At 64.5% G+C, this 15651-nt stretch carries 12 protein-coding genes; 10 read left to right on the top strand and 2 right to left on the bottom strand.

Annotated features, from left to right (window positions below):
* Position 1: 1 nt before the first annotated feature.
* A complete protein-coding gene (locus tag AC4QBL_RS17610) occupies positions 2-1312 on the top strand; it encodes an NAD(P)/FAD-dependent oxidoreductase (RefSeq protein WP_472907924.1) in 1311 nt (436 codons plus the stop codon).
* Between the two features lie 43 nt (positions 1313-1355).
* Here the strand turns inward: AC4QBL_RS17610 and AC4QBL_RS17605 are convergent, their stop codons facing one another.
* Positions 1356-2789, bottom strand: coding sequence for a beta/gamma crystallin-related protein (locus tag AC4QBL_RS17605; protein ID WP_472907923.1), 1434 nt, complete (start codon positions 2787-2789; stop codon positions 1356-1358).
* Positions 2790-2889: 100 nt separating this feature from the next.
* A complete protein-coding gene (gene pdxR, locus AC4QBL_RS17600) occupies positions 2890-4395 on the bottom strand; it encodes a MocR-like pyridoxine biosynthesis transcription factor PdxR (RefSeq protein WP_472907922.1) in 1506 nt (501 codons plus the stop codon).
* Between the two features lie 112 nt (positions 4396-4507).
* Between pdxR and AC4QBL_RS17595 the strand changes: the two genes are divergently transcribed.
* The 9 genes from AC4QBL_RS17595 to gabT all read left to right on the top strand — a co-directional run bounded on the left by AC4QBL_RS17595 (position 4508) and on the right by gabT (position 15640).
* Positions 4508-5305 (top strand): gamma-glutamyl-gamma-aminobutyrate hydrolase family protein, encoded by a 798-nt coding sequence (locus AC4QBL_RS17595; protein ID WP_472907921.1) that lies wholly within the window; start codon positions 4508-4510, stop codon positions 5303-5305.
* A gap of 32 nt (positions 5306-5337) precedes the next feature.
* Positions 5338-6705 carry a glutamine synthetase family protein gene (locus AC4QBL_RS17590; protein ID WP_472907920.1) on the top strand — a complete coding sequence of 456 codons (1368 nt, stop codon included), beginning with the start codon at positions 5338-5340 and terminating at the stop codon, positions 6703-6705.
* Positions 6706-6727: 22 nt separating this feature from the next.
* The gene (locus AC4QBL_RS17585) at positions 6728-8167 is read left to right on the top strand and encodes an aspartate aminotransferase family protein (RefSeq protein WP_472907919.1); all 1440 of its coding nucleotides are present in this window, start codon (positions 6728-6730) and stop codon (positions 8165-8167) included.
* Between the two features lie 144 nt (positions 8168-8311).
* Positions 8312-9475: an extracellular solute-binding protein gene (locus tag AC4QBL_RS17580; RefSeq protein ID WP_472907918.1), complete on the top strand. Its 1164-nt coding sequence runs from the start codon at positions 8312-8314 to the stop codon at positions 9473-9475.
* Between the two features lie 84 nt (positions 9476-9559).
* Positions 9560-10654: an ABC transporter ATP-binding protein gene (locus AC4QBL_RS17575; RefSeq protein ID WP_472907917.1), complete on the top strand. Its 1095-nt coding sequence runs from the start codon at positions 9560-9562 to the stop codon at positions 10652-10654.
* A gap of 150 nt (positions 10655-10804) precedes the next feature.
* Positions 10805-11725, top strand: coding sequence for an ABC transporter permease (locus tag AC4QBL_RS17570; RefSeq protein ID WP_472907916.1), 921 nt, complete (start codon positions 10805-10807; stop codon positions 11723-11725).
* Positions 11722-12582, top strand: a complete 861-nt coding sequence (locus tag AC4QBL_RS17565; RefSeq protein WP_472901702.1) for an ABC transporter permease — start codon at positions 11722-11724, stop codon at positions 12580-12582. Before AC4QBL_RS17570 ends, AC4QBL_RS17565 begins: the two co-directional genes overlap by 4 nt.
* A 140-nt stretch (positions 12583-12722) precedes the next feature.
* Entirely contained in the window at positions 12723-14204 is a 1482-nt protein-coding gene (locus AC4QBL_RS17560; protein WP_472901701.1) for an aldehyde dehydrogenase, read from the top strand.
* A 131-nt stretch (positions 14205-14335) separates the two neighbouring features.
* Complete coding sequence (gene gabT, locus AC4QBL_RS17555; protein WP_472907915.1) at positions 14336-15640, top strand: 4-aminobutyrate--2-oxoglutarate transaminase; 1305 nt, start codon at positions 14336-14338, stop codon at positions 15638-15640.
* Positions 15641-15651: the final 11 nt, after the last annotated feature.

Below are 15651 nucleotides of genomic sequence, written 5' to 3'. Positions count from 1 at the left end.
CATGTTCCAGCGTTCTTTGGTGGGCTCGGACACGCAGCTCAACCGCCGCAGCTACTACGAAGCCAGCGTGAACCGCCCCGAGCCTTGCCCGGCGCTGGAGGGCGCGGTGCAGGCCGACGTGGTGGTGGTGGGCGCAGGCTTTGCCGGCCTGAGTGCAGCGCTGGAGATGGCGCAGCGCGGCCTGAGCGTGGTGGTGCTGGAGGCCGACCGCGTGGGCAGCGGTGCCAGCGGGCGCAACGGCGGGCAGGCGATCGTGGGCTACGCCAGCGGGCAAGAGCCGTTTGAAGCGCAGCTGGGCGCGGCCGATGCGCAGCGCGCCTGGGACATGTCGCTGCAGGCACTTGACCTGATGGAGCAGCGCATGGCGACGCACAAGATCGATTGCGACTGGGTCAAGGGCTATGTGTATGTGGCCGATTCGGCGCGCAAGGCGCGGGCGCTGCGCCAAGAGGTGGACGGCCTGCAGCAGCGCGGCCTGGCGTGCGACTGGGCCGAGGGCGCACAGGTGCCCCGGCTGATCGACAGCCCGCGCTATGTGGCGGCGGCGCGCGAAACCCGCTCGGGCCACCTGCACCCGTTGAAATACGCGCTGGGCCTGGCGCAGGCGGCGCAGGCGGCGGGCGTGCGTATTTTTGAACACACGCCGGTGACGGCGCTGCAGCGCGGGACCACGCTGGTGGCCACCACGCCGCAGGGGTTGGTGAAAGCGCGGTTTGGGGTGTTGGCGGGCAACAGCATGCTGGCGCAATACGGCCCGCAGGTGGCGCCCGACATTGCGCCGCGCATCATGCCGGTGGGCACCTACATCGTGGGCACAGCCCCGCTGGACCCGGCGCTGTGCGCGCGCTTGATCCCGAGCAACTCGGCGGTGTGCGACAACAACTTTGTGCTGGACTACTTTCGCTTCAGCGCCGACTTGCGGCTGCTGTTTGGCGGCCGTGTGAGCTACACCACCCAGACGCCGCGCCACCTGGAAGCGGTGATGCGCCAGCGCATGGGGGCGGTGTTCCCGGCGCTCAAGGACGTGCCGATTGAGCATGTGTGGGGCGGCTTTGTCGACATCAGCATGAACCGCGCGCCCGACTTTGGCCGCCTGGGCGACAACCTGTATTACCTGCAGGGTTTCAGCGGCCACGGCGTGGCGCTGACCGGGCTGGCTGGCCAACTGGTGGCCGAGGCGGTGGCCGGGCAGGCCGGGCGCTTTGATGTGTTTGCCCGGCTGAAGCACCGCGCGTTTCCGGGTGGTGCGCTGTTACGCACGCCCAGCCTGGCGCTGGGCATGCTGTGGTACCGGCTGCGCGACGCGCTTTGAGGTTCTGGGGCGGTTGCGGTGCATCCGCCCCAGGCGCCTGCGGTTACTGGCGCGGTTCGCCCTGGTCGTTGACGGCGATGGTGTTGCCGGGTGCCGAGGTCATCTGCACGCGGTGCTCGATGCCGCGGAAGTTGTAAGTCACGTCCCAGTAAGCGGGTTTGGCGCCGCCGGGAACGTTTTCACAACGCTGCACATCTTGTGTGGCGACCGGGTTGTCGCGACCCACCTGGGAGCCGAGTGCGGCACCGGCGAGCACACCGCCGACCGTGGCAATGTCTTTGCCAGTGCCGCCACCCACCTGGTGGCCCAGGATGCCACCGATCAGGGCACCGGCCAGGGCGGCGGGTACGTTGGCGGCGCTTTGCGCTTGCGGCACCTGTTCGCGTTCGACCCAGCAGCGCTGGCCCGAGGTGGCGAGCACGGCGCGGGCCGACGTGACGTTGGCGTCGAACAGGCGTTCACCACCGCGGCGGCGGCTGTCGTAGACCGGTACCGGCAGAGGTGCGTAGCGGTTGTCGGCAATGCGATCGCTTGGATCAATGATGCGCACCGACGAGATGCGGTCTCTCAGACCCATGGCGGCCAGCGACGGGTAACGTCCCGGGCGCAGCACCACGCAGTCACCGCGGAAGCGGTTGTCGTCACATACTTCCCAGCGCTCGCTCACCACCACGGCAGAAGCCGCGCGGTCGTTGAACCCGGCGCGTTGCAGGTTGGCCAGAGGTTCTTCGGTGGCAAATGAGCGACCGCCGAAGCCTTCGCGTTCAAAAAAGGTCAGTTGTGGGGCCACCGACGCCACGGCCGCCACTGGCGAGGGGGCGTAGCGGTTGTCGGCGATGCGCACGTTGGGGGCGATGGCGCGCACCGACGAGATGCGGTCGGTCAGACCCATGGCAGCGAGCGACGGGTAGCGGCCTGGACGCAGCACCACGCAGTCGCCGCGGAAGCGGTTGTCGTTGCAGACTTCCCAGCGCTCGCCCACCACCACAGCAGAAGCGGCACGGTCGTTGAAGCCCTGGCGCCGCAGGTTCACCACCTGTCCCGTGGCCACGAAAGAGCGGCCGTCGAAGCGTTCCCGCTCGTAGAAGGTGACTTGCGGGCGCACCGGCGCAGCCGCGACCGGAACCACCGGAGCGTAGCGGTTGTCGTCGATGCGCTCGTTGCGGTCAATCACCCGGGCGGAGGAGATCCGGTCGTTCAGCCCCATGGCGGCGAGCGACGGGTAGCGCCCGGGACGCAACACGGTGCAACGGCCGTTGTAGGCACCTTGCTGGCACACCTCCCAGCGTTCGCCTACCACCACGGCGGATGAGGTGCTGTTGTTGAAGCCATAGCGTTCAAAGCTGGGCACCTGCTCGGTGGCGGTGAGGGAGCGGCCGGTAAAGTCCGGGTTTTCGTAGAAGGTGGCCTGGGCGGCCACCTGGGCGGCAAACGCCAGGCCCAGAATTGCAAAAAGGCCTTTGATCGGGGTTTTCATTTGAGTGTCTCCAGAAAATGTGTCAAGGCGAGCATGTTCCCCTGGGTTGGCGCTTGTCTGTGCGATGGCGCACATCACCCAGGTGACGGGTGCGCGGCGCTCACGGGGCCGGTACAGCCGCCAGTTCCTGGCGCACGGCAGCGGCCAGCACCGGGCCGTAACGCGCAATGTCGGCCAGCGGTGCGTAGCCGTAGCCAATGACCAGGCCGCGCAGGTCGGTGCGGGCCAGGCAGTAAGCCGAGAGCGGGCGCACCGTGAGACCTTGTTGTGCCAGGCGCTGGGCCAGGGCGCGGTCGTCCACCCGGTTGGGCAAGCGCAGGCACAGGTGCAGACCCTGTTCGGCGCCGGTGATGCGGGGGCCTTCGCTGTGCTCCCGCAGTAGGGGGGCCAGCGCTTGCAGCAGGCAGTGGCGGCGTTCGGCGTAGCTTTGCCTGGCGCGGCGCAGCGTGCTGCTGAAGTGGCCCATTTCAATGAACTCGGCCAGTGCGGCCTGCAGTGGCATGTGCCCGGGGCGGTTGAGGTCGTAGTGGGCCTGCTTGAAGGCGGCCACCTGCGGTTTGGGCACCACCAGATAGCCTAACTTGATGCCGGGGTAGAGCACCTTGGAGAAGGTGCCCATGTAGAGCACGCGGCCGTCGGTGTCCAGCCCTTCCAGGCTGGAAATGGGCGGGCCGCTGAAGCGGTATTCGCTGTCGTAGTCGTCTTCCAGCACCCAGGCGTTGTGGGTGCGGGCGGTGGCCAGCAGCTGGTGGCGCCGGGGCAGGCTCATCACGGCGCCGGTGGGGTACTGGTGCGAGGGCGTGAGGTAAATCAGGCGCGGCGGTTTTGCGTTGTCGGCCTCGGTAGGGCGGATGCCTTCCACGTCCACTTCCACCGGGTGGATGTGCAGGCCGGTGGCCATGAAGGCTTTGACGGCGCCCCAGTAGGCCGGGTCTTCGGCCCACACGGTGTCGCCATGGTCGGCCAGCAGCCGGGCGCAGAGCTCGAGCGACTGCTGGGTGCCGGTGGTGATGATGACCTGGTCGGCGTCGAGCTGTACGCTGCGGAACACGCGCAGGTAGTCGGCCACGGCGCGGCGCAGCGGCGCGTGGCCGCCCGAGGTGGCGTAGTCCAGCATGTCCGGGTAGGTCATGCGCCAGTGTTTGTTTTGCAGGCGCTGCCAGAGCGTGAGCGGGAAGGCGCTGAAGTCGGCAATGCCGGGGGTGAACGGCTGAACTTCGAGTTCGGTGGCGCAAAAGGTGGTGGACAGGGCCACGCCACGCGCCGAGAGCCGCCCGCCCGGCACGCTGGCACGGGCCGGGCCACCGGCGCGCCGGCCGCTTTGGCCGGGCAGCGCGCGCGGCACGCTGTCGTTCACATAGGTGCCGCTGCCCACGCGGCTGGCCAGGTAGCCCTCCACGCTGAGCTGGTTGATGGCGGCCACCACCGTGTTGCGCGAAAGTTGCAGGTCTTGCGCCAGATCGCGGCTGGACGGCAGGCGCTCACCGGCGGCCAGTTTGCCGTCCAGCATGGCGCGGCGCAGCGCCTCGTACAGCTGGCGGTGCAGCGGAAGGGCATCTTGCTTGCCCAGACGGGTCATTTCACTGAGCAGAAATTCGGACAGCATGGGTGGTGATGGGCAAGGTGGTTTCCGAGAGTGGCACCATAAGGTGACAACAAATGGCTCTTATTGTGATCCAATTTGAGTTGCACAATGCCTTAACGTGTTTGGAGACAACATGAACCCAACGCCTTGCATGGTCTGGCTGCCGGCCGACCACCGCCTCATGGGCGACCACGGGCACCAGATGCCTTTTCTGCTGCTCGGCGACAAATATGCCCGCGCCGTGAAGGTGGGCGCGCAGGCCCAGCCGGTGATGTTCCCGCTGGCCGAACCCGACCAGATCAGCGAATTGCTGTCGATGGTGGACGGCGTCATGCTCACGGGTTCGCCGTCCAACGTGCACCCTTCCCACTTTGCCGAAGACGTGGCCGACCCCAGCCTGCCGCTGGACCCGGCGCGCGACACGCTCACCTTGGCGCTGGTGAAAGCTTGCGTACACGAAGGCGTGCCGCTGCTGGGCGTGTGCCGCGGCTTTCAGGAAATCAACGTGGCGCTGGGCGGCACGCTGCACCAGCGGGTGCAGGAAGTGCCCGGCCTGATGGACCACCGCGAGCCCAAGGGTGCGCCTTTTGAAGAGCAATACGCCCCGCGCCACGCGGTGCGCTTCAAACCCGGCAGCGTGTTTGAAACCTGGGCGGGCGGCCCGCAGACGGAGGTGAATTCGCTGCACGGCCAGGGCATCAACCGGCTGGCCGACGGCCTGGAAGCGCTGGCCCATGCACCCGATGGCGTGGTGGAAGCGTTTGCCGTGAAGGGCGCCCACACGTTTGCTTATGCGGTGCAGTTTCACCCCGAATGGCGCTGCTGGGAAACGCCGTTTTACGCCGCCATTTTTGAGGCGTTTGGCCACGCCTGCCGCCAGCGGCGCAGCCTGCGCCTGCAGGCCGCCGACCTGGCCCGCCACACCAGCTGATACCGACAAACACAACACCGAGGACCCGGCCCATGACAGACCGAAAAACCATGACTTTCAACGACCTGGAAAACTGGCTCAACGAGCACCGCGTGACCGAGGTGGAATGCCTGGTGCCCGACCTGACCGGGGTGGCCCGCGGCAAGATTTTGCCGCGCGGCAAGTTCACCGAAGACCGGGGCATGCGCCTGCCGCAAGCCATTGTGGGCATGGGCGTGACGGGCGAGTTTCCCGAGAGCGGTCCTTATTACGACGTGATCGACCCGACCGACAAGGACATGCAGCTGCGGCCCGACCCGAGCACCGTGCGCATCGTGCCCTGGGCCACCGACCCCACCGCGCAGGTGATCCACGACTGCTTTGACCACGCCGGCAAGCTGGTGCCCTTTGCACCGCGCAGCGTGTTGCGCAAGATTTGCGATCTGTACGACGCCGAGGGCTGGGACCCGGTGGTGGCGCCCGAGCTGGAGTTTTACCTGACCGCGCGCAACACCGACCCGAACACGCTGTTGAAGCCGCCGATTGGCCGCAGCGGCCGGGCAGAAACCTCGCGCCAGGCGTATTCGATTGACGCGGTGAACGAGTTCGACCCGCTGTTTGAAGAAATTTACGACTACTGCGACAAGATGCACCTCAACGTGGACACGCTGATCCACGAGGTGGGTGCGGGGCAGATGGAGATCAACTTCTTCCACGCCCACCCGCTGGGCCTAGCCGACGAGGTGTTCTTCTTCAAGCGCACGGTGCGCGAAGCCGCGCTGCGCCACGACATGTACGCCACCTTCATGGCCAAGCCGATTGCCGGCGAGCCCGGCAGCGCCATGCACGTGCACCAGAGCATTGTGGACAAGGCCACCGGCAAGAACATTTTCAGCAACGAAGATGGCACCGCATCGGATGCTTTCCACCACTACATTGGCGGGCTGCAGCGTTACATCCCGGCCGCCATGGTGCTGGTGGCGCCGTACGTGAACAGCTACCGCCGCCTGAGCCGCCACACGGCCGCGCCGATCAACATCGAGTGGGGCCATGACAACCGCACGGTGGGCATTCGCTCGCCCATTTCCAGCCCCGAAGCGCGTCGGGTGGAAAACCGCGTGATTGGCGCCGACGCCAACCCCTACGTCGCCATGGCCATGACGCTGGCCTGCGGCTACCTGGGCATGAAAAACAAGATCAAGCCCAAGCCCGAAATGAAGGGCGACGCGTACCTGGCGCCGTATTCGCTGCCGCGCTCGCTGGGCGAGGCGCTGGACTGGCTGCGCCGCGAGACCGACCTGCACGACATCCTGGGCAAGGAGTTCATCACGATCTACACCGAGATCAAGGAGCTGGAGTTCGACGAGTTCATGAAGGTGATTTCGCCATGGGAACGAGAGCATCTCTTGTTGCACGTCTGAACACGCCATCCAAGGACCGACCATGATCACCTCAACCCTCATCGCACCCCCCGCCCTGGTTCGCCGCGCCGAGCAGCAAGACACCCAGGCCATCCAGGCGCTGGACAGCGCGCACTTCATGCACCCGTTCACCGACCACGCGGGCCTGGCTTCGCGCGGGGCACGGGTGATCACGCGCGCCGACAACATTTATGTGTGGGATTCCGAGGGCAAGAAGATCCTCGACGCCATGAGCGGGCTGTGGTGCGTGAACGCCGGCTACGGCCGCAAGGAACTGGCCGACGCGGCCTACCAGCAGATGATGACGCTGCCCTTCTACAACAGCTTTTTCAACACCACCAACGTGCCGGCGGTGCAGCTGGCCACCAAGCTGGCGGCGCTGGCGCCGGTAGTGGGTGGGCGCAAGTTTGAACACGTGTTCTTCTCCAGCAGCGGATCGGAAAGCAACGACACCAACGTGCGCATGGTGCGCCGCTACTGGGATTTGCTGGGCCAGCCGCAGCGCAAGGTGATCATCAGCCGCCAGAACGCGTACCACGGCAGCACCATGGCGGGCGCTTCACTGGGCGGCATGAGTGGCATGCACGCGCAGGGCGACCTGCCCATTCCCAACATCACGCACATTGAGCAGCCCTACTTTCTGGAAAACGCGCTGCCGGGCGAAAGCCGTGCCGACTTTGGCCGCCGTGCCGCGGGCTGGCTGGAGGCAAAAATTCTGGAAGTGGGTGCTGACAAGGTGGCCGCCTTCATCGCCGAGCCGGTGCAGGGTGCGGGCGGCGTGATCATTCCGCCCGACACCTACTGGCCCGAGATCCAGCGCATCGTGGACCAGTACGGCATCTTGCTGATTTCGGACGAAGTGATCTGTGCCTTTGGCCGCCTGGGCCACTGGTTTGCCTATGAAAAGTTTGGCTACCGCCCCGACCTGGTGACCTTCGCCAAGGGCGTGACGAGCGGCTACATCCCGCTGGGCGGCGTGATGGTGGGCGACCGCGTGGCCAAGGTGCTGATCGAGCAGGGCGGCGAGTTCAACCACGGCTACACCTACAGCGGCCACCCGGTGGCCTGCGCGGTGGCGCTGGCCAACATTGAACTGATGGAGCGCGACAACCTGGTGTCCCGCGTGCGCGACGACGTGGGCCCCTACCTGGCCGAGCGCTTTGCCGAGCTCAACCAGCACCCGCTGGTGGCCGAGGCCGAAACCTGCGGTTTCGTGGCCGGGCTGGTGCTGGTGAAAGACAAGGCCACCAAGGCCATGTTTGACGAAGAGCTGGGTGTGGGCATGATCTGCCGCGGCCATTGCTTCAAGAACGGGCTGATCATGCGCGCGGTGGGTGACCGCATGATCATTGCGCCGCCGCTGGTGATGACGCGCGCCCAGATCGACGACATGATGGCGCTGATTCGCCTGTGCCTGGACGCTACGCTGGCCGATTTGCGCTCTGCGGGCCTGCTGTCCTGAAGCGATTTTTTGATACAGTGACTGAATCCCTCTTTTGGGGCGTCTTCGGGTCCGTTTGTTGCTTTCCTTGTAGGCCTGCACGGGTTCCGGTGTCACACCCGAATCTTCGGCTTGCATTCAACCCTTTCTGGAGTGTTCTTCACCATGAAAAAGCATGTTCTCGCACTGGCCATCACGGCCGTTTTGCTCGCCGCCTGCGGCAAAAAGGAAGAGCCCGTCGTGGCCCCTGCGGCACCTGTGGCCGCAGCGCCCGCAGCACCTGCCGGCCCGGTGCTGGACGATGAAAAGGTCTTGAACATCTACAACTGGCCCGACTACATCACCGAAACCCTGATTGCCGACTTTGAGAAGGAAACCGGTATCAAGGTGAACTACGACACGTTTGAAAACAACGAAGCGCTCCACGCCAAACTGGTGGCCGGCAATTCGGGTTACGACATCGTGGTGCCCACCGCCGGTTTCGGCAAGAAGCAGATCGACGGCGGCCTGTACCAGGAGATCGACCGCAACAAGGTGCCCAATTACGCCAACCTCGATCCCGAGTTCATGGCAAAGATCGCGGGTGTCGACCCGGGCAACAAGCACTTTGTGCCCTGGGCCTGGGGTTTCACCACCGTGGGCATCAACAAGCAGAAAGTGGAGAAGGCGCTGGGTGACATGCCCATGCCTGAAAACGCCTGGGATCTGGTGTTCAAGCCCGAGTACTCCAGCAAGCTCAAAAGCTGCGGCATCATCTACCTGGACTCGCCCAGCGAGATCTTGCCGGTGGCGCTGCACTACGTGGGCAAGCCGGCGTACAGCGAAAACGCCGAGGACTTCAAGGCAGCCGGCGCCATGCTGGCCAAGGTGCGCAAGGACGTGCGCCTGTTCTCCAGCACCATGATCGACGACATTGCGGGTGGCAAGGGCTGCGCCTTCATCGGCTGGTCGGGCGACATCAACATCGCCGCCGACCGTGTGAAAGAAACCGGGGGCAAGGACGAGATCGTGCCACTGCTGCCCACTGGCGGTGGCCTGGTGTTCATTGACACCATGGCGATTCCGAAAGACGCCAAGCACCCGAACAACGCTCATGCCTTCATGGACTTCTACCTGCGTGCCGAAAACGGTGCGGCCATGGCCAACGAGATGAACTATCCCACCGGCAACAAGGCTGCGCTGCCCATGATCAAGGACGAAGTCAAGGGCAACAAGACCATTTTCCTGTCGGACGAAGACACGGCCCGCCTGATTCCCACCGGGGGCTTCTCCAACGAAATCGGTGGTGTGCTGAACGACACCTACAACGCGTTCAAGCGCGGCAAATAAGCTGCCGTTTGCGCCAAGGGCTGTTCTTCCGTTGCGGTTGAGCGGCCCTTTTTTTGGCTTGATCACAAGAAGATGGAACGAGCGATGACAGACACAACGGGCTATCTGGTGACCGAAAAGCTGGTCAAACGGTTTGACGAGGCGGTTGCGGTGGACGAGGTGTCACTTTCCATCGGCAAAGGTGAGATTTTTGCCCTGCTGGGCAGTTCGGGCTGCGGCAAGTCCACCCTGCTGCGCATGCTGGCCGGCTTCGAGAAACCCACGTCGGGGCGCATTTTGCTGGGCGGGCAGGACGTGGCGGCCATGCCGCCTTACGACCGCCCGGTGAACATGATGTTCCAGAGCTACGCGTTGTTTCCGCACCTGAACATCTGGGAAAACGTGGCCTTTGGCCTCAAGCGCGAGGGCCTGCCCAAGGCCGAGGTGCAGCAACGCACCGATGAGATGCTGGGCCTGGTGCAGCTCACGCCCTACGCCAAGCGCAAGCCGCACCAGCTCTCGGGCGGCCAGCAGCAGCGCGTGGCGCTGGCGCGCAGTCTGGCCAAGAAGCCCAAACTGCTGCTGCTGGACGAACCGCTGGGCGCGCTCGACAAGAAGCTGCGCGAGCAGACGCAGTTCGAGCTGGTCAACATCATCGAGAGCGTGGGCGTGACGGTGGTGATGGTGACGCACGACCAGGAAGAGGCCATGACCATGGCTGGGCGTATTGCCATCATGAGCAAGGGCCGCGTGCTGCAGGTGGGCACGCCGGAAGAGATTTATGAGCACCCGCGCAACAGGTTTGTGGCCGACTTCATTGGCAACGTGAACCTGTTTGCGGGCAAGCTCAGCGTGGACGAGCCCGACCACTGCGCGGTCGCGACAGCCTTGGGCCTGATGCATGTGGGCCACGGCATCAGCGGCACCCTGGACATGCCCGTGGCGGTGGCGGTGCGGCCCGAAAAGATCGAGATCAGCAAGATCATGCCGACCGACGTGGGCCCCAACCTGTTCAAGGGTCGGGTGAAGGAAATTGGTTACCTGGGTTCTTACAGCACCTACATCGTGCAAGCCAGCGACGGCTCGAAAGTGAAAATCACCGAGGCCAACACCTCGCGCCAGGACCTGTCGGACATCACCTGGGAAGACGAGGTTTATTTCTGGTGGGGTGACCGGGCCGGGGTGGTCTTGAGGGACTGACCGTGATCAGTCTCCCCCGCGCCGCTTCGCGTCACCCCCCAGAGTAGGGCAACGCGGGCGGCCCGTCCTGAGCGTGTCGAAGGGCGGTTCCGCGGCGTTCCGGGTTCGGATGGCCCGTTCCCCAAGGTTTGTAGTTTCTGGAGGTTCTTGATGGCTGTTTCATCGCTCCCCATGCCCGGCAGGCGCTTCGTGATTGGCGTGCCGTATGGCTGGCTGATCCTCTTCTTCTTTCTGCCGTTCCTGATCCTGCTCTACATCAGCTTTGTGGACATGGGCGGCGACATCAGCCCGTTCAAGCCCATCTGGGACAGCGAGGCCGGTGTGTTGCGGCTGAAGTACGAGAACTACCTGTCGATCTTCCGCACGGAAGAGGGTGCGCCGCTGTTCAAGACGCTGTACATCGATGCCTACCTGCGCTCCATCTTGTACGCGCTGAGCACCGCGCTGCTGTGTCTGTTGATCGGCTATCCGTTTGCATATTTCATTGCGCGCGCGCCCGAGAGCGTGCGCCCGGCGCTGCTGCTGATGGTGATGCTGCCGTTCTGGACCTCGTTTTTGCTGCGCGTGTACGCCTGGAAGGGCCTGCTGGCGGACCAGGGTGTGATCAACCGCTTTTTGATGAGCATCGGGGTCATCGACGAGCCCATGCAGATGCTTTACACCAACGTCTCAATGCTGGTGGGCATGACCTATGTGTACCTGCCGTTCATGATCTTGCCGCTGTACGCCAACCTGGTGAAGATGGACTTTCGCCTGCTCGAGGCCGCCTACGACCTGGGCGCCTCACCGTTCAAGGCGTTTTGGCTCATCACCGTGCCGCTGTCCAAGGCCGGCATCATTGCCGGCTTCATGCTGGTGTTCATTCCCTGTGTGGGCGAGTTCGTCATTCCGTCGCTGCTGGGCGGGCCTGAAAACCTGATGATCGGGCGCGTGGTGTGGGACGAAATGTTCACCGCCAACGACTGGCCCAAGGCCACCGCGCTGGCGGTGGTGATGATTGCGCTGATCGTGATTCCGCTGGCCATTTATTACCACTACACCGGTGAAAAAAGTGAAGGAGCCAAGGCATGAAACAGCTGCTCGAAAAACACTTTGGCAAGTTCTGGCTGGCGATGGTGTTCGCCTTTCTTTACCTGCCGTTGCTGTTCATGATCGTGTTTTCGTTCAACAGCACCCGGCAGGACGCGCGCTTTACCGGCTTTTCGCTGCGCTGGTACGAAGCGCTCACCCGCGACACCAAAATTGTTGAGGGCTTCTGGCTGTCGCTCAAGATCGCGACGGTGACCGGTTTGCTCTCTGCCGTGCTGGCCACGTTTGCGGCCTTTGTGCTGGTACGGTACCGGCGCTTTCTGGGGCGCACCGTTTTCTCCGGCATGGTCAACGCGCCGCTGGTGATGCCCGAGGTGATCATCGGCCTGTCGCTGTTGTTGCTATTTGTGGGCACACAAAACTTCTTCGGCTTCCCGCAGCGTGGCATGGGAACCATCATTGTGGGCCACACGCTGCTGGGCATGGCCTACGGCATGGTGGTGATCCAGAGCCGTTTGCTGGAGATGAACCGCAGCATCGAAGAAGCCGCCATGGACCTGGGCGCACGGCCCATGCAGGTGTTTTTCCTGGTCACCCTGCCGAATATTTTTCAGGCCATCCTGGCGGCGTTTCTGCTGGCCTTCACGCTCAGTTTTGACGACGTGGTGATTGCTGAATTTCTGTCCGGCCCCGGGGTGAACACGCTGCCGCAGGTGATATTTGGCTACGCCCGGCGCGGTATCAACCCCACCATTTACGCCGCCGCCACGCTGCTGATCGCCACCGTGACGGTGGTGATCGTGGCCTACGCGGTGTGGGTGGCCCGGGCCACGCGTCGGCGCGACCGCGAAATTGCGGCTGCAACCCGGGCCGAGTTGGTGGCGCTGTCGCCGCAATAGGGCCTTGCGCGGTGGCCCGCTGGCTTCCAACCGGTGCCGACTGGATGGTTGATCTGCGTGCAAAGTGGATGGGCCAAAGGGCTTGAATCCGGCGTAGCATGGTGCCATTGCGGAGTTTTCCGACCCTTGGACCCAAGCCCATGACCGACACCACACCTGCCCAGACGTTCGACGGCCGCGCCGTTATCAATGGCGAGCGCGTGGCCGCGCTGGACGGCCAGACCTTTGACTGCCTCTCGCCAGTGGATGGCCGGCTGCTGACCACCGTGGCCCGTTGCGGCCAGGCCGACATTGACGCTGCGGTGGCGGCGGGCCGGGCGGGGTTTGAGTCGCGCCGCTGGAGCGGCATGGCGCCGGCGCAGCGCAAGCGCATCATGATCAAGTTTGCCGACCAGTTGCTGGCACACGCCGATGAGCTGGCGCTGATGGAAACGCTGGACATGGGCAAGCCCATCAAGTACGCCAAGAGCGTGGACGTGAACAGCGCGGCCAACTGCATCCGCTGGTATGGCGAGGCGGTGGACAAGGTGTACGACGAAATTGCACCCACGGGCCGCAGCGCGCTGGCGCTGATCACGCGCGAGCCGGTGGGCGTGGTGGGCGTCATCGTGCCGTGGAATTACCCCATGATCATGGCCGCCTGGAAGATCGCGCCCGCGTTGGCGGCGGGCAATTCGGTGGTGCTCAAGCCGTCTGAAAAGAGCCCGCTCACCGCCCTGCGCCTGGCCGAGCTGGCACTGGCCGCCGGCATTCCGCCCGGTGTGTTCAACGTGGTGCCGGGCTACGGCCCCGAGGCTGGCAGCCCGCTCGCGCTGCACATGGACGTGGACTGCATCGCCTTCACCGGCAGCACCCGCGTGGGCAAGCAGATTCACGTGATGGCCGGGCAGAGCAACCTGAAACGCGCCTGGACCGAGCTGGGCGGCAAGTCGCCCAACATCGTGTTTGCCGACTGCCCCGACCTGGACCGTGCGGTGGAGGCCGCTGTGGGCAGCATCTTTTTCAACCAAGGCGAGAGCTGCAACGCACCCTCGCGCCTGTTTGTGGAAGAAAGCATCAAAGACGCGTTTTTGGAAAAGGCGCTGAAGCTGGTGCCCAACTACCAGCCGGGCAACCCGCTGGACAAAGGCACCGTCATGGGCGCCATCGTGGACCAGGTGCAGCTGGACAACGTGATGCGCTACATCGGCCTGGGCCAGAGCGAAGGCGCCAAGCTGATCGCTGGTGGCTCGCTGGCGGCGCCCGTGGCGGGCGGTTGTTATGTGCAGCCCACCATTTTTGACGGCGTGACGCCGCAGATGACGATTGCGCGCGAAGAGATTTTTGGCCCGGTGCTGTCGGTGCTGGGCTTTACCGATGCGGCCAGCGTGGTGCGCGAAGCCAACAACAGCATCTACGGCCTGCAAGCGGCCGTGTGGACCAGCGACATCAACAAAGCCCACGGCGTGGCCCGCGCGCTGCGCGCCGGCACGGTGCATGTGAACCAGTACGACGAAGACGACATCACCGTGCCGTTTGGCGGCTTCAAGCAGAGCGGCGTGGGGCGAGACAAGTCGCTGCACGCGTTTGACAAGTACACAGAAACGAAGACGACGTGGATCAGGATTGATAGCCCGGTCTAGAAAACACCCCCCGTACCGCTTCGCGTCACCCCCCGGAGGGGGGCGGCACTGGCGGCCGGGCAAAGCCCGTTCCGCGGTGCCCTCGAAAAAGACAGCTCGCGCCGCCATGTTTGTATTTGAAGGAGACCCCCATGAACGCACCGCAGAAACCTGAAAACCTGAACGCGCCCCACACTAACGCCGCCTGGCACCAGCGCCGGCTTGACGCCACGCCGCGTGGCGTGGGCGTGATGGGTGACTTCTTCATCGACCGCGCCAAGAACGCCGAGTTCTGGGACATTGAGGGCCGGCGTTTCATTGACTTTGCGGGCGGTATCGCGGTGCTCAACACCGGGCATGTGCACCCCAAGGTGCAGGCGGCCATTGCGGCGCAGCTGCAGCGCTTCACGCACAGTTGTTACCAGGTGGTGCCCTACACCGAATACGTGCAGCTGGCCGAGCGCATCAACGCGATCGTGCCCATTGAAGGTCCGGCCAAGACGGCCTTCTTTTCCACCGGCGCCGAGGCGGTGGAAAACGCCATCAAGATTGCGCGCAGCAGCACCGGGCGCAGTGGCGTCATCGCCTTTGGCGCAGCCTTTCACGGCCGCAGCCTGTTTGCCGTGGCCATGACCGGCAAGGTGCAACCCTACAAGGCGGGCTTTGGCCCGTTTCCGCCCGAGATTTACCACGTGCCGTTTCCGTGCCACTGTGCGTCGCTGGACGACACCAAACACGCGATGGAGCAGCTCTTCAAGTGCGACATTGAGCCCAGCCGGGTGGCGGCCATCATCTTCGAGCCGGTGCAGGGCGAGGGCGGTTTCAACCCCATTCAGCCAGCCGCCGTGAAGTGGCTGCGCGAGCTGTGCGACCAGCACGGCATTTTGCTGATTGCCGACGAGGTGCAAACCGGTTTTGCCCGTACCGGCAAGATGTTTGCCATGGAGCACTACGGTGCCAAGCCCGATCTGATCACCATGGCCAAGAGCATGGCGGGCGGCACCACGTTGTCGGCCGTGTCGGGCCGCAAGGCCATCATGGACGGCCCGGCCCCGGGTGGTCTGGGTGGCACGTATGCCGGCAACCCGCTGGCCATTGCGGCCGCGCTGGCGGTGCTGGACGTGATGGCTGAAGAAAAACTGCCCGAGCGTGCCCAGCTGCTGGGCGACCGCCTGCTGGCGCACCTGAAGGCAGCCCAGGCGAAGTACCCGCGCATGGGCGACGTGCGCGGCCTGGGCGCCATGGTGGCGTGTGAATTTGTGGATGCCCACGGCGCCCCCGATGCCGACCTGACCAAACGGGTGCAAGCCGCTGCGTTGAAACGCGGTCTGCTGCTGTTGACTTGCGGCGTGTACGGCAACGTGATCCGCTACCTGTTCCCGCTGACGATCGAAGACACCGTGTTTGCCGAAGGCCTGGGTGTGCTGGACGCGGCCATGGCCGAGGTGATGGGGTGAATGCGTGAGGC

Source organism: Hydrogenophaga sp. L99 (genome assembly GCF_058731905.1).
This window is presented reverse-complemented; position numbering and strand designations above follow the sequence as displayed.